This window comes from Lentzea albidocapillata subsp. violacea, from assembly GCF_900100275.1.
In the GTDB taxonomy this organism is placed as follows: domain Bacteria; phylum Actinomycetota; class Actinomycetes; order Mycobacteriales; family Pseudonocardiaceae; genus Lentzea; species Lentzea violacea.
On sequence record NZ_FNET01000007.1, the window covers coordinates 106,050 to 125,324 of the forward strand.

The window sequence follows — 19,275 nt, forward strand, 5'->3', positions numbered from 1 at the left end:
CACTCTGCTGGCAATTCCTGACAGATCGTGTCAGGTTCATTCCGTGAAATCCGGCAGGCTTCTCCAGGTCCTCCTGCTCCTGCAGGGAAGGGGTCGGATGACGGCCGACGAACTGGCGTCCGAACTCGAGGTCTCGCCGCGCACGATCTACCGCGACGTCGAGGCCCTCTCGGCGTCCGGTATCCCGATCTACGCCGACCGCGGCCCGGCGGGTGGCTACCAGCTGATCGACGGCTACCGCACCCGGCTGACCGGCCTGACGACCGGCGAGGCGCAGTCGCTGTTCCTCGCCGGCCTCCCCGGACCCGCGCAGGCGCTGGGGCTGGGGGAGTTCGCGGCCGCCGCCCAGCTCAAGCTCCTCGCCGCCCTGCCGACCGAACTGCGCGGCAAAGCCGAGCAGATCCGCCAGCGCTTCCACCTCGACACCCCGACGTGGTTCCGCGGCGACGAACCCACCGAGCACCTCGCCACGATCGCCGACGCCGTCTGGGAGCAGCGCCGGGTCCGCATGACCTACCGGCGCTGGGGCAACCAGATCGTCGAGCGCGAGGTCGACCCGTACGGGCTCGTGCTGAAGGCCGGCACCTGGTACTTCGTCGGCAGCGGCCGCACCTACCGCGTCTCGCGCGTGCTCACGCTCGAGGCCACACCGGACACGTTCGACCGTCCCGGCGACTTCGACCTCGCGCGGTTCTGGGCGGAGTGGTCGGAGCAGTTCGAGGCCCGCATGTACGGCGAGCGCGTCACGGTCCGCATGACGCGGTCCGGACTGGACAAGACCCAGTACCTGCTCAGCGGCTACCAGGCGCGGGTCATCCGGGACGCCGCACCCGAACCGGGGGAGGAGTTCGGCTTCCCCACCGAGTCGAACCGGCACGCTGTCGCTGACCTGCTCAAATTCGGCGCGGACGTGGAAGTCCTGGCACCAAACGAGGTCAGGCACGACATCGTCGAGACAGTCAAGGCGATGCAGGACGTCTACAACGATGCGAAGCTACCCGCATGGTTCCGCTGATTGCGTTGAACAACGGAGTACGGATCCCCCAACTCGGCTTCGGCGTCTACCAGGTGCCGGAGGACCAGGTGGCCGGTGCGGTCACGACGGCCATCGAGGCCGGCTACCGCAGCATCGACACGGCCGCGGCCTACGGCAACGAGTCCGGCGTCGGCGACGCGATCGCCGGCGTGCCGGACCTGTTCGTCACGACCAAGCTGTGGAACGCCGACCAGGGCCACGACGCCACGCTGCGCGCGTTCGACGAGAGCATGCGCCGCCTGCGCCTCGACGTGCTCGACCTCTACCTCATCCACTGGCCGACGCCCAAGCGCGACCTCTACGCCGACTCGTGGCGCGCCTTGGAGAAGCTCTACGCCGACGGCCGCGTGCGCGCGATCGGCGTCTCGAACTTCCACACACCACACCTGCAGCGCCTGTTCGACGAGTTCCCGACCACCCCGGCGGTGAACCAGATCGAGCTGCATCCGTTGCTGCAGCAGGAAGAGATGCGCAAGGTGCACGTGACGCACCGCATCGTCACCGAGGCGTGGTCCCCGCTGGCGCAGGGCGGCGCGTTGCTGCGAGAGCCCGACATCGCGGGCCTCGCCGACAAGTACGGCAAGACCCCGGCCCAGATCGTGCTGCGCTGGCACGTCCAGCTCGGCAACGTCGTGATCCCGAAGTCCGTCACGCCGTACCGGATCAAGGAGAACATCGACATCTTCGACTTCGAGCTGGCGCAGGACGACATGCTCGTGATCACCGAGCTCGACAACGGGACCCGCACCGGTCCGGACCCCGACCGCTTCAACGCCGCCTGAGCGACCGGTCGCGCTCGGTCAGGCCTTCGTCGACAGCACCTGACCGAGCGCCGCCTCCACACCGTCCACGTTCTCCACCACCGACACCGACCCGCCGGTCGTCTGCGCGATGTCCGTCAGCGCCGCCTGGTCCACCTCGCCGCCGATGGCGATGAAGCTGACCGGCAGGTCCGTCCCGTGCAGCTGCGCCTTCAGCGCCGCCAGGTCGATCCCGCCGTCCGAGGTGCCGTCGGTGATCACCACGACCCGGTTGACCCGCCCGGCCACGAACCCGTCGTGCGCCGTCTCGTAGCAGGCCGCCAGCGCGCTGTAGAGCTGCGAGCCGTCCGCCGTCTTGAGCGCGTCGATCGACCTGCGCAACGCGTCGCGCTTCTCGCTGACGGGACCGGTCGCGACGAGCTGCTTGTGCGGCTTCGACCCGTCGAGGTCGCGGGCGAACTCCCACAGCCCGAACGACCCCGACACCGACCTGTCGACCTGGCCGCGCAGAGCCGCCTTCACCTTGTCCAGCCTGGGTTTCATCGACGTCGAGACGTCCGCCAGCACCGTGACGACCTGCCCGCCGCGGTCCGCCGACGCCCAGGCCGAGGAGATCTGCTGCGTGGTCGTCGCGTCGGCGGCGACCAGGTTCTCCGTGACGGGAGAGAAGGACACGCCCGGCGAAGGCGACGGACGGTCCTGAGTGGACTCCACCCGCAGACCGCCGCGCGCCAGGATCGCCTGCTGCGGAGGGTCGGTCATGAAGTCGCGGAACGCCTGCGCAGCACGCACTTCCGCCTCGCCGACCTCGCTGCCACCCAGTGCGACGTACGGGAAGTCCGCCATCGGAGCCGGCCCGGCGGGCAGCACACCCACCAGCGGCTTCGACGGGGCTTCCTTGCCCGTGTTGTGCCTGAACAGGTCCACTTCGGACACCGGCGTGGCGGAGAAGCCCGCCGCGTTGACCGTCGCGCTGTCACCCAGGCGCCGCAACGCGTCCCGCGTCGTCGGCGGAACCTCCGGCGGCACGGTGGCGGCGAGCTTGGACAGCGCGGCCTTCGCGGCGTCCGATCCGAGCGACTCCGCGGTGACCGGACCCTTGCCGCCGGCCAGCGCCGCCTGGATCGCGAGCGCGGACGAGGTGTTCGCGGCCGGATCGGGCATCGCGACGCTGAACCGGCCCCAGGACTGGCCGTACTTCGTCCAGTCCGTCACCTCCGGCAGGTCCGACCAGCGGAAGTCCTTCAGCACCGGCGCGGCGGCCTCGGGAGCCGCGAGCAGCACCGGCGACGTGCCGACGGACTTCGGCGCGGAGCCGACCAGCTTCGCGTTCAGCGCGGACAGCCGGTTCGCCCACAGCGTCGAGTCGGGCAGCCACGCGTGCGGGCGCTTGCCGAGCTTCTGCTCGTCCCACGCCGTCGTCAGGCCTTCCAGCACCGCGGAGGAGTCCGCGGAAGTCACTTCGATCACGATGCAGTGGTCGTACACAACGGGCCGTGTCGCGCTGTACGCGTGTGCGACGTCCCGCACGGCCTCCGCGACGCTGGGCGTCACGGAGATGCGCAGCACGGAATCGCCCTCGCTGCAGTTCTCGGCCAAGGCCTGCGAGCGCTTGTCGAGCACTCCGCCGGCCCACGACAGGGCGAGCCAGCTGAGGCCAAGCAGCACCACGAGCACGACGATGAGCACGGGCCATTTGGCGATTCCGCGCTTCACCTTCGCCCGCAGAGCGCGGTGTCGAGACATCGATCCCTCACAACTACTCAGCGGCCCCCGACGACCGCCAATCACGCTAACAGGTGAACTTCGTCAGCGAAGTGAAGTCACTCCATGTATCGACTGGCAAACGAAGATGAGCCGTTCTCGCAACGGTCGTGCCTGCTCAGCGAACTCGGCCTGCCGCCGGACGTACTCCGCGCGCCCCTCCGCCGTCTCGATCCGCACCGGGGGGTACCCGAGCCCGGCCAGGTCGTACGGGGAGGCCTGCATGTCGAGTTCGCGCACGTCAGCGGCCAGTTCGAAGCAGTCGGCGACGAGATCGGACGGCGTCGCCGGCTCCAGTTTATAGGCCCACTTGAACAGGTCCATGTTCGCGTGCAGGCACCCCGGCTGCTCGTTGCGCAACTGCTCGTCACGAGTGGGCTGCAGAGCGTTACGCGGCCGAGCGGGTGGCGTGAAGAACCGGAACGCGTCGAAGTGCCCGCACTGGATCCGGCTCGCCTCGACCACCTGGTCCGTGCCGTCGCTGCCCAGCCTGAGCGGCCACGCGTTGTGCCGGACCTCCTCGGGCTGCTGCCGGAAGACCATCGCCCACTCGTGCAGCCCGAAGCAGCCGAGGCGGGCAGGCCTGCTCAGCGTTGCCGTGAGCAGGCCCTGGACGAACTCCAGCGTCTTCGCCCGCTGTCCCACGAAGCTCTCGACGTCGAGCGTGACGCCCTCGGGCGTGGCTTTGTAGTGCGGGAACTCCAGGTACTCCGGCGCGTCCTCGAGAACGACGCCGGGCCCCGGATGCCAGCGTTCGAGCCGCACGGGCCGATGGCTGTAATAGGTGAAGAGGAAGTCCATGACCGGGTGCTTCTCTTTGCGAAGCTTCCGCTCCTGATGCGGCCCGGTGAACCTGCGCATGCGCGCCACATGCGAGTCGCGCAAACGGTGCCATTCGGCTCGGGTCAGGACCTCCACGGGCGGTTACCGTACGCGCATGCTGAAGCGCAGGGCTAAAGCGGCGGCACGAGCCCGGTGAACGTCCGCGCGCCCTTGCAGTGCGGGCACTCCCGCCCGTTGTCGACGGTCCGCGGCGCGCCACCGATGATCGCCAGCGTCGGCGCGGCGATGTAGCTCGCACCCCCGCACAGGTGGCACACCGTGCGCGGCTCGGGCGTGACGGCGAAGAGGTCGTCCGGGTCTTCTTCGTCCTCGAAGTCGTCGTCCTCGGCGAACTCGTCCTCGTCGTCGTCACTCATGCCGCCCAACTTAGTGGGTCAGCTCCGCCGCACGAGTCAGTGACTCGGTCAGTCAGCCTCCGGAGCTGCGTACTTGACTTTGTAGCGCAGGTGCGTGACCGAAGTGCTCTCGATCACCGAGAGCGGACCCTCCAGCTCGTACCCCTTGCCGGGCGCGAAGAACGGCGTTCCCCCGCCGAGGATCACCGGCACCAGGTCGAGGAAGATCTCGTCCACCAGGCCCGCGTCGATGGCCTGCCGCGCGATCTCGCCCGAGTTCAGGCCGACGGCCTTGTCGCCGGCGTGCTTCTGGGCCACCGCAACGGCTTCCTCGATACCGCCGCTGACGAACGTGAAGTGTTCGTTGTCCTCCAACGGCCGATGGGTGAGCACGACGGTGTGCACGCCCATCGGGTGCTGGCCGTCCCACCCGTTGGTGAAGTCGTAGAGCCTGCGCCCCACGACCAACGCGCCGGTCGCCTGGATCAGCCCGCCGAAGTAGGCGGCGCTGGCCGGTGTGAGGTTGACGGTCATGGCGCCGGTCGGGACCGTGAACGCCACGTCGCCCGCCTCGTACCAGGCGAACAGCTTGTCGAAGCCGGAGAAGTCCGGGCCCGAGACGTAGCCGTCGATCGAGGTGCTGGCGCCCGTGTAGACCTTGCTCATCTTGTGCCTCCCTGTTGTGGTCCTTCACAGGGACGTCGAACGCCGCCGTCCCCGGATCGACATGGGCCGGAGAGGCACATACCGGGCTATACCCAGCGCACGTGTGTGCCGTCGCGCACCGTGCCCACGTACTCCTCCAACAGGTCCTCCATCGCGACGACACCGAGCACGGTGCCGTCCGCGCTCACCGCGCGCGCCAGGTGTGACTGGGCCCGGCGCAATGCGGCCAGCGCCTCGTCCAGACGGGCCTCGGCAGGCACCTCGGGCAGCCCGCGCACCCGGTCACGCGGCACCGGCGTCTCCGCGCCCTCCAGGTCCAGCACGTCCTTGACGTGCAGGTACCCGATCAGCCCGGCGTCGGCGAGCACGGGGAACCGCGAGAACCCGGTCTCCGCGACGGCGGCCTCGATCTCGCCCACGGTCGGCGCCGCGGACACCGTCGTCAGCCGGTCCAGCGGAACCAGCACGTCGGCCACCGTGCGCGCGGCGGACGACAACGTCTGCGCCAGCCGCCGGTGCTCCGAGTCCTCCAGCAGGCCCTCGGAGCGGGACTGCGCGATCAGCAACGCCAGTTCGTCCGGCGTGTAGGCCGACTCCAGCTCGTCGACCGGCTCCACGTCGAACCGGCGCAGCACCCACCGGCCCACGGCCGTGAACAGGGCCAGCGCCGGCGCGATCATCCGCGAGAACCCGTAGTGCACCGGGACCAGCCACACCGCGGCCCGCTCGGGACCGGCGATCGCCAGGTTCTTCGGCACCATCTCGCCGAGGATCGTGTGCAGCGCGACGACGATGACCAACGCCACCGCGAACGCCACACCGTGCACCACGGCCAACGGCAGCCCAACGGCGCTGAGGGGCCCCTCCAGAACGGAAGCCAGCGCGGGCTCGGCGATCGCGCCCAGCCCGAGAGAGCACAGCGTGATGCCCAGCTGCGCGCCCGCGATCAGCAACGGCAGCTCCTGCGACGCCTTGATCGCGGTACGGGCGCGGGCGGACCCCTTGTCCGCCAGCGACTCCAGCCGGTCCCGGCGCGCGGTGATCACCGCGAACTCGGCACCGACGAAGAACGCGTTGCCCGCCAGCAGGAAGGCGATGATGAGGAAGTTCACGAGGACGCCACCACCCGAAGCTCGGCCACGCGGTGCTTGTCCATCCGCATGACGGTCACCCTCCACCCGTCGACGCGAATCTCGTCGCCGACGTCCGGAATCCGGCCGAGCCGCGCCAGCACCAGGCCGGCCAGCGTCTCGTAGTCGCCCTCGGGCATCTGGAACCCGGTCGCGTCGGCCACCTCGTCGTCGCGCAGCAGCCCGGACACGATCCAGCTGTCCGAACCGAGCGACCGCACCGGCGCGGCCTCACCGCGGTCGTGCTCGTCGCGCACGTCGCCGACGATCTCCTCGACCACGTCCTCCAGCGTCACCATCCCGGCCGTGCCGCCGTACTCGTCGACGACCAGCGCCGTCTGCAGCCCGGACGCCCGCAGCCGGTCCAGCAGGGCATCGCCCTCCAGCGACTCCGGCACCGAGTACACGGGCCGGGTCACCGCCGACAGCGGCGTGGACGTGCGCAGAGCGGCAGGCACCGCGAAGGCCTGCTTCACGTGCACGATCCCGCTCACCTCGTCCAAGGAGCCGTTGTGCACCGGGAACCGCGAGAAACCGGTCTCCCGGGCCTTCAGCACGAGGTCCGCGACCGTCGCGTCGCCCCGCAACGCCTCGAGCCGCACGCGCGGCGTCATCAGCTCGCCGGCCGTCCGGTCACCGAAGCGCAGCGACCGGTCGAGCAGCACCGCGGTGCTCTGGTCCAGCGTGCCGTGCTCGGCCGACGTGCGCACCAGCGCGCCCAGCTCCTCGGGCGACCGCGCGGACGCCAGCTCCTCGACCGGCTCGACACCCATGCGCCGCACCAGCCAGTTCGCCGAGTTGTTCATCCAGCTGATCAGCCAGCGGAAGACCGTGGAGAACCCGGCCTGGAGGCCGACCACGCTGCGCGCCGTCTCCAGCGGCCTCGCGATCGCCAGGTTCTTGGGCACGAGCTCGCCGAACACCATCGACAACGCGGTGGCGATCGCCAGCGCCAGAGCCAGCGACACACCGTCGGCCACGGACGCGGACGCGCCGAGCGCCGTGAGTCCGGGCTCGATCAGGTTCGCGATCGCGGGCTCCGCGATGTAACCGGTGATCAGCGTGGTCAGCGTGATGGCGAGCTGTGCGCCGGAGAGCTGGAACGAGAGAGTGCGATGCGCACGGTCGATGGTGTGCGCCTTGGCGTCGCCCACCTCGGCCACGTGACGTTCGACGGTGCTTCGTTCCAGCGCGGTCAGCGAGAACTCCGCCGCCACCGCGATGAAGGTGCCCGCGGTCAGTGCCACGACGGCGACCAGACCGAGCACGCTCAGAAGTATTCCGGTCACCTACGCGCTCCAAGCGAGCGGATGACCGGGTTGGTATGCCAGCCAGGGCCAGACCCCATGGGGACGGCTCAACTCCTCATGACTTAAGTACGTGAACAGCCAGATGAGTCTAATTGTGAGCAGTGGAGGCCCTGAGCACCACCTCACCGGCGACACGGACGGTGCGGGCCTCGTCACCCCCGGCGTCCAGCACGAGACCTGCGGCGATCTCGCCCATCTCCTCCAGCGGGAGCCGGACGGTGGACAGTGCGGGAACCGTGTCGCGCAGCGTCGGGATGTCGTCGAACCCGGCGATCGAGATGTCCTCCGGAATGCGCACGCCACGTTCACGCAGCGCGGCCATGGCCCCCATCGCCATGACGTCCGTCACGGCGAACACGCAGGTGGAACGCGACTTCGACGTCAGCAGCTCCATCGCCGCGGCATACCCGCCGTCACGGGTGAAGGCGCCGTTGATCACCACGGGCGGCGCGATCCCGGCGTCGGCGAGCCCCGCCTTGAACCCGGCGAGCCGGTCGCGGGCCACCACGAGTTCGGAGGGACCACCCAATACGGCGAACTTCCGGTGGCCGAGCCCGGCCAGCGCACGGGCCAGGGCGCGAGCACCCGCGCGGTTTCCGGGAACGACCGTGTCGGTGCCGAGCTTCGCCTGCGACACGCACGCGACACGCCCGCCCTGCTCGCTGAACGCGTCGATCTCGGCGGCCAGCCGGGACTGCGCGGCGCGGTCCGTGGTGCGCGAACCGGCCAGCACCACCGCACGGGCCCGATGCGCACGCAACGTGGAGAGCAGCTCCGCCTCACGCTCGGGACGGCGCCCGGTCGTGCCGAGCACGACCGAGAGCCCGGCGGCCTCGGCCACCCGCGTCACCCCCGCCGCGATGCAGGAGAAGTACGGGTCGGTGATGTCGTGGACCACCAGCCCGACCAGCGCGCTGGAGTTGCGGGCCAGCGCCTGCGCGGACGCGTTCGGCACGTAGCCGAGCTCCTCCGCGGTGCGCAGGACGCGTTCGCTCAGGTCCTCGCTCACCTGCCGCGTGCTGCCGTTGAGCACGCGAGAAGCGGTCGCCAGCGACACACCCGCCTGCTTCGCCACCTCGGCGAGCGTCACCTGTCGGGCGGACACGACCACCTCCGTCAAACCTGCTTGTGAGCGCTGAGACTAACTCGCGAGGAGGTTGACGTCCGTCAAGCGCCGCGATTAGCGTGGCGGGAAAGCGCTTTCCGGCGCTGCTGTCAGGGAGGTGCGATGGCGGTTCGGAGCATTGGCGTGGCGATCAACGGCGTCACCGGGCGGATGGGATACCGCCAGCACCTGGTCCGTTCGCTGCTGCCGTTGCGCGACGAGGGCGTGCGGTTGCGGGACGGGACCGTGCTGAAGGTCGAACCGGTCCTCGTGGGCCGCAACGCCGACAAGCTCAAGGAGATCGCCGAGCGCCACGACCTCGCGCGCTGGACGACGGACCTCGACGGGGCGCTCGCCGACCCGTCGGTCGAGATCTACTTCGACTCGCAGGTCACGTCGAAGCACGTCGAGTCGATCACCAGGGCGATCGAGGCCGGCAAACACGTCTACACCGAGAAGCCCGTCAGCGAGACGGTCGAGGAAGCGCTGGGGCTCGCGCGGCTGGCCGAGACCAGGGGCGTGCAGCACGGTGTGGTGGCGGACAAGCTGTACCTGCCGGGCATCCGCAAGCTCAAGCGGCTGATCGACGGTGGCTTCTTCGGGCGGATCCTCAGCGTGCGCGGCGAGTTCGGGTACTGGGTCTTCGAGGGCGACTGGCAGTCCGCGCAGCGCCCGAGCTGGAACTACCGGGCGGAGGACGGCGGCGGCATCGTCTCGGACATGTTCTGTCACTGGAGCTACCTGCTGCACGACCTGTTCGGACGGGTCGAGGCCGTCACCGCGAAGGCCGTGACGCACATTCCAACCCGCTGGGACGAGCAGGACAACGCCTACGAGGCGACTGCGGACGACGCCGCGTACGGGATCTTCGAGATCGCCGGCGGCGTCATCGCCCAGATCAACTCGTCCTGGTGCGTGCGGGTGCGCCGCGACGAGCTCGTCGAGTTCCAAGTGGACGGCACCGAGGGGAGTGCGGTCGCGGGCCTGCGTGAGTGCTTCGCGCAGCCCCGCGCCGTCACGCCGAAACCCGTGTGGAACCCGGATCTGCCGGTCACGCACCCGTTCCGCGACCAGTGGCAGCAGGTGCCGGACAACGAGGAGTTCGACAACGGCTTCAAGGTGCAGTGGGCGGAGTTCCTGCGCCACGTCTACGAGGGCGCGCCGTTCCCGCACGACTTCCGCGCCGGGGCACGGGGCGTCGCGCTGGCGACGGCCGGTCTGCAGTCCTCTTCGGAGGGTCGCCGGGTGGAGATCGCCGATGTCTGACCGGATCGTGCGGCCGAGCCGCGCAGGGATCTGACTCCGGCGCGGGGAAGCCGGTCGTCGACGGCGGCGACGACCGACCCCGGCGTTGCTGTCTGTATATCCGAAAACCAGTGCCGGCTGCTCGGTGTTTGAGACAAATCTCAGAAAAATCAGCCGCCGTTGAAGAACCTGTAAACCTTTGCGCGGTGCCTCGGGCGGGTGGTCGTGATCTTGATGACCGCGTCGAACATCGACCGTCCGAGCTCCGCGCGGGCCGCGACGGCCGGGTGCGTGGCGCTGAAGTCCTCGTCGTTCACGGCCTTGTCGCCGGAGAACTCACCGGACGCGAACATCGAGTAGATCAGGATCGCCCGGTTGTCCGCGCTGAACATGATCCCGGCCTCGTTGCGGCCGTCCGCGAACCAACCGGCCTTCGTGGCGACGCGCAGGCGCTCGTTCGTCGTGAGGTTGAGTCGCACGCCGTCGGTGAAGCTGGCCGTGGCGCGCAGGATGTTCAGCAGGTACGCGGTGGACGCGGCCGAGAGCAGCTGACCGTCGACCAGCTTCTGCAGCAACGTGTGCGTCTCGCGCGCCGTCGTGGTGCCGAGGAAGAACCGGTTGGGGTTCGCGACCGGCACGACCTGGGTGTGCACGAAGCCCTTGGACCGCAGGATCTCGTTGAGCTCCAGCGCCGGCACGACCAGGCCGCACAGGCGGACCGCGGTGTTGTCCGACACGGTCAGCAGGTTCGCGAGCGCGTGGCCGACCGTGACCTCGCTCGGGTACGCGCCGTCGAGCGCGAAGATGCCGTCGGTGTCCTGGATGACGATCGCGGTCGACACCGTGACCGTCTGGTCGAGCTTGATCAGCCCGCGGTCCACCTTGTCCAGCACCGCGACGGCGACGGCGATCTTGTTGACGCTGTACGCCTCGACGACCGTGTCCGCGTTCTCGTCGACGGCGGGCTTCGTCGCCCCGTCGAGGTCGGCGACCGTGATCAGCGACGACCAGTGCCCCCGGGCCTTGCGGGTCTGCCGCCGGTAGATCTGGGCCACGCGCTTGCGCGACCGGTCGGCCGTCGCCGGGGAGCGTTCGATCTCTGCCTCCGCGTCTTCCTGTGCTTGTGCTGCACCGTTGGAGCCGAGCACGGCCGTCGCGGCCGCGACGGTTCCCAGCCCGAACACGGACCTGCGGTTCAAAGTCATGCGCGACATCAAAACAGGCGGCACTGACGTTTCCCTGACTAGGGTTCCGGATCATGGAAAACGTCTTCGTGGTGACCGGTGCCTCCCGCGGAATCGGGGCGGCGACCGCCTCCCTGGCCACCCAGGCGGGGTATCGCGTGGTCAGGGCCTCGCGTTCGGCCGAAGAATCTGTCGGTGATCGCGGCTGGGACGCCCGATGCGACGTTTCTTCGTGGGATTCCGTGCAGGATCTCATGTCGCGAGTGGAGTCCCGCTGGGGCCGCATCGACGTCGTCTTCGCCAACGCGGGCGTCTCGGTGGACACGTCGTTCATCTCGTCGGCGGGCGCCGAGCCTTCCGAGTGGACCGACATGGTCGTCACGAACGTCTGCGGACCGGCCTTCACGGCCCGTGCCGCGATGCCCGCGCTGATCCGCACCGGCGGCCACCTGGTGATGACCGGGTCCGCGGCCGGCCGCGGCGTCCGCCCCGGCAACCTCTACTCGGCGACGAAGTGGGCGATCACCGGCCTGGCACAGGCGATCCGCGCCGAAGCCGTGGGCACCGGCGTCAGGGTGACGGTGGTGCAGCCGGGACTCGTCGACACCGACGCCATTCCGCCGTCGCGGGCGGATGACCCGAAGCTGGCGCCGGAGGACGTGGGCAGGGCGGTGCTCTACGCCGTGTCCCAGCCATCCACTGTGGACGTGAACGAGATCCTGCTGCGGCCCACCGGACAAGCCGCGCATCGCTGAGGCGGAACTACGAGTTCGTCACTTCTCGTTGAGCACATCCGAACATCGCTGCAGGAGTGCGCGCAGCTGTGCGCGCTCCTCCTCGGTGAACGCGTCCGCCAGCTTCTGCTCCACCGCCACCGCGGCCCTGTCCGCCTGGTGGAACCTCGCCTGCCCCGCCTCGGTCAGCCGGTTCTCCAGGACGTTGCGCTGCCACTGATGGGACGTGCGCTCCACGAGACCCAGCGCGACCAGGTTCTGCAGGATTGTCGTCATCGTCTGAGGTGTAGTCAGGCACAACCGCGCGAGCGTCGCCGCGGGCGCACCGGGGTGCTCGCTCAGGGCCAGCAGCGCCGAATACTGCGGCACGGTCAGCCCCGCGGGCTTCACGGCCGCCGACTTCGCGGCCACCAGGTCCAGCTCGGCGCGCTTGATGTCTCCGCCGATCCGATCACCGCTGCGCATCCCTCCAGCATAGGAGTGTGATAAGACTACTGATGTATATCAGAACTCTGATATACATCAGTACTCGTACCGGAGGGAAGCAAATGCGCGTTCTGCTCACCGTCATGGCGGTGTTGGTGCTGTTCACGGGCGCGGCCCAGGCCACGCCGCGACACATCGAGGCACGCTCACCGTCACTGCACCCCGAGGGCGTGGCGTGGGACCTGAGCCGCGGCCAGTTTCTCGTCAGCTCGCTGCGCCACGGCACGGTGTCACTGGTCGGCACGAACGGCCGAGTCCACCCGCTCGTCACCGGAACCCACATGGTGTCCACGTTCGGCCTTCAGGTGGACGGCGGCCGTCTGCTGGTCGCCTACGGGGACATCGGCTTCGGCGAACGATCGGTACCCGGCCAGTCCGGTCTCGGCATCTTCGACCTGCGCACCGGCCGCGCGCTGAAGTACGTCGACATTCCCAACGGCGCCAACGACATCGCGGTCGACCCACGCGGCAATGCCTACGTCACCGGCGCGCTGGGCGACACGATCTGGAAGGTCGGCCGCGACGGCACCGTGACACCGTTCGCCCGAGACCCCCGGCTGGGTGGGCCGTCGATCGGCAACAACGGAATCGCTTGGGACCCCAGGGGATTCCTGGTCACCGGTCACTACACCGACGGCACCCTGTTCAAGGTCACGCAGAACCACGTGGAGGAACTGCCCGCACCGAAACTGCCGGGCGCGGACGGCCTCACCCTCACCCCGCAGGGCCTGGTCGTCGTGACGAACGGCCTGGCCGCGCCGGGCAAGAACGCCGTGACGCTCCTGGACACCCGCACGTGGCAGGTGAAGTCCCAGCGGGACTGGAAGACGGCCCCGACCACGGCCGCCCGCACACCGCACGGCACCTACGTGCTCAGCGGCCGCGTGGACCTGCTGGTGAGGGGGGAGACGACGGACGAGTTCAGCCTCGACCGCTAGCCAGGACCACCCGGCGCCGCTTGTGTGGGGACACCCGCGCTATCACGCGCCGCCCAGGAACTCCACCAGCAGCCGGTTCACCTCGGCCGGCCGCTCCAGGTACCCGACGTGCCCGGCACCCGCGACCTCGGCGTACCGCGCGCCGGGGATCGCGTCCGCCACCTCGCGCGACAACCGCGGCGGCAGCACGACGTCGTCGGCGAACCCGATCACCAGCGACCGCACGGCGATGTCGCGGTAGGCCTCCAGGCGCGTGTCGTACTCGCCGAGGCCGAGCTGGATGCGTTCGCCCGCGCCGAGCGTGGCGCCGGCGAACTCGTACATCTGCAGCCAGTCGCGGGCGAGCACCGGGTCGGCCAGTGTCGTCTGCGACAGGTTCCTGACCACCGACGCCACCGAGTAGAACTGCAGCGGGATCTCGATGCCCTTGTCGTGCAGGTCGCACAACGCCTGTGACCACGCCTGCGACACCGGTTCGGGCCGGCCGGCGGTCGCCATCATCACGGCCGACCGCACCAGCGCCGGACGTGTCAGCGCGAGTTCCTGGGTGATGCGGCCGCCCAGCGACGTGCCGATCACGTGCGCCGGGCCGCCCAGGTGCTCGATCAGGGCGGCCGTGTCGGCGACCATGTCGTCGAGCGTGAAGCCCTCCGCGCACTCGGACGACGGCCTGATGCCGCGGTTGTCGAAGTACGCGACCCGGTAGCCGGCCTTGACCAGCGCGGGCACCTGGTACGAGCGCCAGACCCTGCCGGGACTGCCGGTACCCATCACGAGCACGACGAGATCGCCGGAACCCTCGGTCTGGACGTTCAGCTCGATGCCGTTGAGCGGGACAAGCGCCATTCCGAAGATCTTAGAGACGCTAGAACCTGCACAGGGGCCGAATGAGCGCAGCGTGTGCGGGATAACGCGCGCACAGGTCGTCCGCGTGCCCGAACTCCACGATGTCGTCGGTGTACGGCGGCACCACCACCGTGCCGACCAACGACCAGTCGCCGGCCGGAGTGCTGCCCTGCCACACGCCCGCGGGCACCACGACCTGCGGGTTCGACGCGCTCAGCACCGGCTCGGTCACCGTGCCGTCCGGGTGCAGCAGCAGCATCCGCAACGGCGCCCCGGCGTGGAAGTGGTAGATCTCCAGGTGCTTCAGCACGTGCATGCCGGAGAAGTCCGGGCGGCGCAGCAGGTACGCGATCGCGGACACCTCGCCGGACCGGTGCGTCTGCGCGAAGTACCCGCCCTCGACGGGCAGTTCCTGCATGCCGAGGTCGCTGATCAGCTGCTCAGGGGTCACGTCATCTCCGGAAGCGGTGAACCGTGCACGACGACCATGCCCTTGCCGAGCCGCTTCGCCGTGTACATCGCGGCGTCCGCGGCACCGAGCACGTCGTCGGCGGTGATCATGGGATCGTACGAGAACCGTTGCGCCACACCGATGCTGGCATGCACCCGGTGCACCCGGCCGTGTACCTCGTGCGGATGCCCCAGCACCGTCAGCAGCCGGTCGCCGATCTCCTCGGCGTCGCCGCCGTCGACCAGCACACCGAACTCGTCGCCGCCGAGCCGCGCCACGGTGTCCTCCGGCCGCACGCTGTTCACCAGCCGTGCGGCGACGTTGCGCAGCACCATGTCGCCCTCGGCGTGCCCGTGGTTGTCGTTGACCGCCTTGAACCCGTCCACATCGATGAACAGCAGGATCAACGGCGTGGAGCGGTCACGGACCGAAAGCGCGCGCTCCAGCCGTTCGCGGAAAAGCGACCGATTCGCTACGCCGGTCAACGGGTCGTGCGTCGCCTCGTGCCGTAGCTGTTCGCGAGAGACGCGCAGCTGGTCCATCAGCTGGACGTTGTCCATCATCGTGAACAGCTGACGCATGATCACGAGACACACGATCAGAAGCCCGACGTAGATCTCGACCGGGTTCAGCCGCCCGCCCGTCGCGGTGTTCCAGCTGACGAACAGCCCGGTGATCGCGAGCGGCAGGTACGGCACGAGCAGGTGCAGCAGGTCGGCCATGCGCATGCGGCCGGGCGTGGGGTCGAGGTTGCGGACCGGGGCGAGCGCGCTCAGCAGGAAGAACGCCGGGCACAGCATGAAGCCGATGTCCGCGGTCGCCGGGATCACCGTGTTGCCCTTGGAGATGTAGAACGCGAACACCCAGCCCGACGACGACTGCGCGATACCGGCTAGTGCCACGAAAAGCATCGGCCACTGACGCACGGCCTGATGCGTCCACGACATCACCACGATCGCCACGAGCAGCACGAGGTACGCGGCGGGATGCGCGACGACCGTGGCGAACCCGGGACCTTCGGTGGCCCACGCGCGGGTCAGCGACTCCAGCGCCGACACCCACGTCAGCACGAACAGCGACCCGATCACGATCAGCCCGTCGAGCACGATCACCGTGCGGCTGCGGTAGTTCGGCAGCAGGTCGTCGGAACGGCGCTTCTGCGCCTTCGCGATCACAGCGGCCAGGCAGAGCACCGGCACCATCGTGAAACCGATCGGCGCGATCGTGGACGACGGCAGTTGCACGCCCATGATCTGCTGGCCCCAGATCCACGCGGACAACCCGACGGTCAGGCTGGTCATCGCCGCCGTCATCCACCGGTCCCGCGACCGCGCGTAGGCGATCAACGCCGCGACGGCGAAGACAAGCTGCACGACCTTGTCGATTGCGATACCGATATCGCGGGGCGCGGCCAGGGCGGTGAGGATGGCGATCGCCATGAAGACGCCGACGCATCCCGCAACGGCCCAGAACCTCTTCACCCGTCACTCCCGTGATCGAAACCCGACCACCGTAGTAACGGCGGAGTGGCCTTGTCGAACCGTGTCGGTGACTGTCACCTGTAGGTGCACCGGATATGGTTCGAACTGTTGTTCGTTCGGCGATCCGGGGAGCTGTTGTGCGGGTGTTCGGGGTCGACCCCGGTCTGACCAGGTGCGGCTTCGGTGTGGTGGACGGCGGGCCGGGGCGGGTCGTGCGCGCCGTGGCCGTCGATGTCCTACGCACCCCCGTTGACGCTCCGCTGTCCGTGCGCCTGCACGTGCTGTACGACGGCGTTTGTGTGTGGCTGGACCGTTACGAACCACAGGTCGTGGCCATCGAACGCGTCTTCGCGCAACACAACGTCCGCACCGCGATGGGGGTCGCGCAGGCGTCGGGCGTCATCGCTTTGGCTGCCGCGCAACGAAACCTGCCGGTCGAGTTCCACACGCCGTCCGAGGTGAAGGCCGCCGTCACCGGGTCGGGCCGCGCGGACAAGGCCCAGGTGACCGCCATGGTCACCAAGCTGCTCGGCCTGAAGGTCGCGCCGAAGCCGGCCGACGCGGCGGACGCGCTGGCCCTCGCGATCTGCCACCACTGGCGCGCGCCGATGCGCGACCGGCTCGAGGAGGCGCAGGCCCGCGCCGCCGAACTCGCCCGCGTGCACAAGGCGAAGCTCGCCGAGGCGGCGCGGCGGAGCGGGTCATGACGGCTTCGGTTTCAGTGCGCGCCGAAATTGTCAGGGTCGGCTGGAAGAATGAAATCAAGGGGTCCCCTTCGCGAGGGGACGCCTGCGTGAGCGTGAAGTCCGGAGGACAAAGGTGATCTCGTCACTGCGCGGCCAGGTGCAGCACGTCGGCCTCGACCACGCCGTCGTCGAGGTGGGCGGCGTCGGGTTCGCCGTCCAGACGACCCCGACGACGCTCGCCACGCTGCGCCGCGGCGAGGAGGCGAGCCTCGCCACCACCCTGATCGTCCGCGAGGACAGCCTCACCCTGTTCGGTTTCGCCGACGCCGAGGCCCGCGAGCTGTTCGGCCTGCTCCTGACGGTCAGCGGCATCGGCCCGCGGATCGCGCTGGCCACCCTCGCCGTCCTGGAACCGGACAAACTGCGCCACGCGCTCGCCGAGGGCAACATCACCGTGCTCACGCAGGTTCCGGGCATCGGCAAGAAGGGCGCGGAACGCCTCATCATCGAGCTGCGCGACAAGGTCGGTCAGCTGCCCACGCCCGCGACGCCCGTGCACAGCCAGACGCGTGACCACGTCGTCGAGGCGCTCCTCGGCCTCGGCTTCCCGGCCAAGTCCGCGGAGGCCACGGTCGACGGCGTGCTCGCCGCGAACCCCGACCAGTCCACGTCCGCCGTCCTGCGCCGGGCGCTCGCGACCCTGGGGCGCAAGTGACCGAGGACGAGCTCAGCCCGTACGTCGCGCCCGCCGAGCGCGACGTCGAGACGAGCCTGCGCCCGGCCGACCTGCACGAGTTCGTCGGCCAGCAGCGCGTCCGCGAGCAGCTCGAACTCGTCCTGCACGGTGCGATGCGCCGCGGCACGGCCCCGGACCACGTCCTGCTCAGCGGCCCTCCCGGCCTCGGCAAGACCTCCCTCGCCATGATCATCGCGAAGGAGCTCGGCGCGGCCATCCGCATCACCAGCGGCCCTGCCCTGGAACGCGCGGGCGACCTCGCCGCGATGCTGTCCAACCTGGTCGAGGGCGACGTGCTGTTCATCGACGAGATCCACCGCATGGCCCGCCCCGCCGAGGAGATGCTCTACCTCGCGATGGAGGACTTCCGCGTCGACGTCGTGGTCGGCAAAGGTCCCGGCGCGACCAGCATTCCGCTCGACATCGCGCCGTTCACGCTGGTCGGAGCCACGACGAGGTCCGGAGCGCTGACCGGCCCGCTGCGCGACCGGTTCGGCTTCACCGGCCACATGGAGTTCTACAGCGCCGACGAGCTCGACCTCATCGTGAAACGCAGCGCGAAGATCCTCGGCGTCGACATCGCCGAGGACGCCTCGATCGAGATCGCCGGCCGCTCCAGGGGCACCCCCCGCATCGCGAACCGCCTGCTGCGCCGCGTCCGCGACTTCGCCGAGGTCAGGGCCGACGGCAGGGTCACCGAGGACATCGCCAAGCAGGCCCTGGCGGTCTACGACGTCGACGAGCTCGGCCTCGACCGGCTCGACCGCGCGGTACTGAACGCCCTGGTCAAGAGCTTCAACGGCGGCCCGGTCGGCGTCTCCACCCTCGCGGTCGCCGTCGGTGAGGAACCGACCACCGTGGAAGAGGTGTGCGAACCGTATTTGGTGCGGGCTGGCATGCTGGCCAGGACACCGCGCGGCAGAGTGGCGACACCCGCCGCGTGGTACCACCTGGGGCTGGAGCCGCCCGCCGGTGATCAACTGTGGTGACCTGGCACAATCGGTGAAAGCACCTGGACATATCGGACGTGCGTCGAGGCATGTCCACCTGATCGGAGAATGATGGGCAACCTTTCGTCTTTGATGTTCCCGTTGCTTCTGGTTCTGCTGGCGGTGCCGCTGTTCCTCAGCGCGCGCAAGCAGAAGCGGGCGATGGCCGAGCAGAAGAACCTGCAGGACTCGCTCGCCCCTGGCGACAAGGTGATGACGACGTCCGGCCTGTACGGCACCGTTGCCGACGCGAGCCACGAGACCACCATCGACATCGAGATCTCCGAGGGTGTCGTCACGCGCTGGCTGCGTGCCGCCATCCGCGAGAAGGTCGCCGAGACCGATGAGGCCGTGGCCGAGGACAAGGCGGACGACGACGAGGCCGAGGTGACCACCGCACAGGTCGCCGAGCCTCTGGACCACAGCGCCAAGAAGTAACCGACAGGCTCGTGACACCTGGAGTTGGCAACTGTGAACACCGCCAACTCCAGGTAGTGACGCGCAGCTCACGCGGCGCGCGTTACGCTGCGCGCTCGGAAACCATAGCTA

At 69.3% G+C, this 19,275-nt stretch carries 21 protein-coding genes; 9 read left to right on the forward strand and 12 right to left on the reverse strand.

Annotation, left to right across the window (positions count from 1 at the left end; translation table 11 throughout):
- Nucleotides 1–43: 43 nt before the first annotated feature.
- Both BLR21_RS17705 and BLR21_RS17710 read left to right on the forward strand, forming a co-directional pair.
- Nucleotides 44–1,015: a helix-turn-helix transcriptional regulator gene (locus BLR21_RS17705; RefSeq protein ID WP_090006927.1), complete on the forward strand. Its 972-nt coding sequence runs from the start codon at nucleotides 44–46 to the stop codon at nucleotides 1,013–1,015.
- Entirely contained in the window at nucleotides 1,003–1,818 is an 816-nt protein-coding gene (locus BLR21_RS17710) for an aldo/keto reductase (protein WP_090006928.1), read from the forward strand. The genes BLR21_RS17705 and BLR21_RS17710 overlap by 13 nt, the downstream gene beginning before the upstream one ends.
- A gap of 18 nt (nucleotides 1,819–1,836) precedes the next feature.
- Here BLR21_RS17710 and BLR21_RS17715 read toward each other — a convergent pair whose 3' ends face one another.
- The 7 genes from BLR21_RS17715 to BLR21_RS17745 form a co-directional block, all read right to left on the reverse strand.
- Complete coding sequence (locus tag BLR21_RS17715) at nucleotides 1,837–3,543, reverse strand: vWA domain-containing protein (RefSeq protein ID WP_090006929.1); 1,707 nt, start codon at nucleotides 3,541–3,543, stop codon at nucleotides 1,837–1,839.
- Nucleotides 3,544–3,606: 63 nt separating this feature from the next.
- Entirely contained in the window at nucleotides 3,607–4,422 is an 816-nt protein-coding gene (locus BLR21_RS17720; protein ID WP_256334779.1) for a 3-methyladenine DNA glycosylase, read from the reverse strand.
- Between the two features lie 92 nt (nucleotides 4,423–4,514).
- Nucleotides 4,515–4,760: a hypothetical protein gene (locus BLR21_RS17725; protein ID WP_090006931.1), complete on the reverse strand. Its 246-nt coding sequence runs from the start codon at nucleotides 4,758–4,760 to the stop codon at nucleotides 4,515–4,517.
- 48 nt (nucleotides 4,761–4,808) lie between these two features.
- On the reverse strand, nucleotides 4,809–5,405 hold the full coding sequence (locus BLR21_RS17730) for a dihydrofolate reductase family protein (RefSeq protein WP_090006932.1): 597 nt from the start codon (nucleotides 5,403–5,405) through the stop codon (nucleotides 4,809–4,811).
- Between the two features lie 86 nt (nucleotides 5,406–5,491).
- Complete coding sequence (locus BLR21_RS17735) at nucleotides 5,492–6,517, reverse strand: hemolysin family protein (RefSeq protein WP_090006933.1); 1,026 nt, start codon at nucleotides 6,515–6,517, stop codon at nucleotides 5,492–5,494.
- A complete protein-coding gene (locus BLR21_RS17740; RefSeq protein ID WP_090006934.1) occupies nucleotides 6,514–7,824 on the reverse strand; it encodes a hemolysin family protein in 1,311 nt (436 codons plus the stop codon). The genes BLR21_RS17735 and BLR21_RS17740 overlap by 4 nt, the downstream gene beginning before the upstream one ends.
- A 109-nt stretch (nucleotides 7,825–7,933) precedes the next feature.
- Nucleotides 7,934–8,950, reverse strand: coding sequence for a LacI family DNA-binding transcriptional regulator (locus BLR21_RS17745; protein WP_090007126.1), 1,017 nt, complete (start codon nucleotides 8,948–8,950; stop codon nucleotides 7,934–7,936).
- Between the two features lie 123 nt (nucleotides 8,951–9,073).
- Between BLR21_RS17745 and BLR21_RS17750 the strand changes: the two genes are divergently transcribed.
- Complete coding sequence (locus BLR21_RS17750) at nucleotides 9,074–10,216, forward strand: Gfo/Idh/MocA family protein (RefSeq protein ID WP_090006935.1); 1,143 nt, start codon at nucleotides 9,074–9,076, stop codon at nucleotides 10,214–10,216.
- A 149-nt stretch (nucleotides 10,217–10,365) separates the two neighbouring features.
- Here BLR21_RS17750 and BLR21_RS17755 read toward each other — a convergent pair whose 3' ends face one another.
- Nucleotides 10,366–11,400, reverse strand: coding sequence for a serine hydrolase (locus tag BLR21_RS17755; RefSeq protein WP_176929675.1), 1,035 nt, complete (start codon nucleotides 11,398–11,400; stop codon nucleotides 10,366–10,368).
- A gap of 50 nt (nucleotides 11,401–11,450) precedes the next feature.
- Here BLR21_RS17755 and BLR21_RS17760 point away from each other — a divergent pair, with 50 nt between their 5' ends.
- Nucleotides 11,451–12,134 (forward strand): SDR family oxidoreductase, encoded by a 684-nt coding sequence (locus BLR21_RS17760; protein ID WP_090006936.1) that lies wholly within the window; start codon nucleotides 11,451–11,453, stop codon nucleotides 12,132–12,134.
- Between the two features lie 18 nt (nucleotides 12,135–12,152).
- Here the strand turns inward: BLR21_RS17760 and BLR21_RS17765 are convergent, their stop codons facing one another.
- Nucleotides 12,153–12,578 carry a MarR family winged helix-turn-helix transcriptional regulator gene (locus tag BLR21_RS17765; RefSeq protein WP_090006937.1) on the reverse strand — a complete coding sequence of 142 codons (426 nt, stop codon included), beginning with the start codon at nucleotides 12,576–12,578 and terminating at the stop codon, nucleotides 12,153–12,155.
- Nucleotides 12,579–12,661: 83 nt separating this feature from the next.
- Here BLR21_RS17765 and BLR21_RS17770 point away from each other — a divergent pair, with 83 nt between their 5' ends.
- Complete coding sequence (locus tag BLR21_RS17770) at nucleotides 12,662–13,537, forward strand: hypothetical protein (RefSeq protein ID WP_090006938.1); 876 nt, start codon at nucleotides 12,662–12,664, stop codon at nucleotides 13,535–13,537.
- Between the two features lie 42 nt (nucleotides 13,538–13,579).
- On the opposite strand, the gene BLR21_RS17775 is transcribed toward BLR21_RS17770, so the two are convergent.
- Genes BLR21_RS17775 through BLR21_RS17785 form a run of 3 tightly spaced genes read right to left on the reverse strand, consistent with a single transcriptional unit; the run spans nucleotide 13,580 to nucleotide 16,315 of the window.
- Nucleotides 13,580–14,383: an alpha/beta fold hydrolase gene (locus BLR21_RS17775; RefSeq protein WP_090006939.1), complete on the reverse strand. Its 804-nt coding sequence runs from the start codon at nucleotides 14,381–14,383 to the stop codon at nucleotides 13,580–13,582.
- A 19-nt stretch (nucleotides 14,384–14,402) separates the two neighbouring features.
- Nucleotides 14,403–14,834 carry a cupin domain-containing protein gene (locus BLR21_RS17780; RefSeq protein ID WP_090006940.1) on the reverse strand — a complete coding sequence of 144 codons (432 nt, stop codon included), beginning with the start codon at nucleotides 14,832–14,834 and terminating at the stop codon, nucleotides 14,403–14,405.
- Nucleotides 14,831–16,315 carry a GGDEF domain-containing protein gene (locus tag BLR21_RS17785; protein WP_256334751.1) on the reverse strand — a complete coding sequence of 495 codons (1,485 nt, stop codon included), beginning with the start codon at nucleotides 16,313–16,315 and terminating at the stop codon, nucleotides 14,831–14,833. Before BLR21_RS17785 ends, BLR21_RS17780 begins: the two co-directional genes overlap by 4 nt.
- A 137-nt stretch (nucleotides 16,316–16,452) precedes the next feature.
- Between BLR21_RS17785 and ruvC the strand changes: the two genes are divergently transcribed.
- From ruvC to yajC, 4 genes are all read left to right on the forward strand, one after another.
- The gene (gene ruvC / locus BLR21_RS17790; RefSeq protein WP_090006941.1) at nucleotides 16,453–17,022 is read left to right on the forward strand and encodes a crossover junction endodeoxyribonuclease RuvC; all 570 of its coding nucleotides are present in this window, start codon (nucleotides 16,453–16,455) and stop codon (nucleotides 17,020–17,022) included.
- A gap of 112 nt (nucleotides 17,023–17,134) precedes the next feature.
- Nucleotides 17,135–17,716 carry a Holliday junction branch migration protein RuvA gene (gene ruvA, locus BLR21_RS17795; RefSeq protein WP_090006942.1) on the forward strand — a complete coding sequence of 194 codons (582 nt, stop codon included), beginning with the start codon at nucleotides 17,135–17,137 and terminating at the stop codon, nucleotides 17,714–17,716.
- Nucleotides 17,713–18,726 (forward strand): Holliday junction branch migration DNA helicase RuvB, encoded by a 1,014-nt coding sequence (gene ruvB / locus BLR21_RS17800; protein ID WP_090006943.1) that lies wholly within the window; start codon nucleotides 17,713–17,715, stop codon nucleotides 18,724–18,726. Before ruvA ends, ruvB begins: the two co-directional genes overlap by 4 nt.
- Before the next feature lie 93 nt (nucleotides 18,727–18,819).
- On the forward strand, nucleotides 18,820–19,164 hold the full coding sequence (gene yajC / locus BLR21_RS17805; protein ID WP_090007129.1) for a preprotein translocase subunit YajC: 345 nt from the start codon (nucleotides 18,820–18,822) through the stop codon (nucleotides 19,162–19,164).
- The last annotated feature ends 111 nt before the right edge of the window (nucleotides 19,165–19,275 follow it).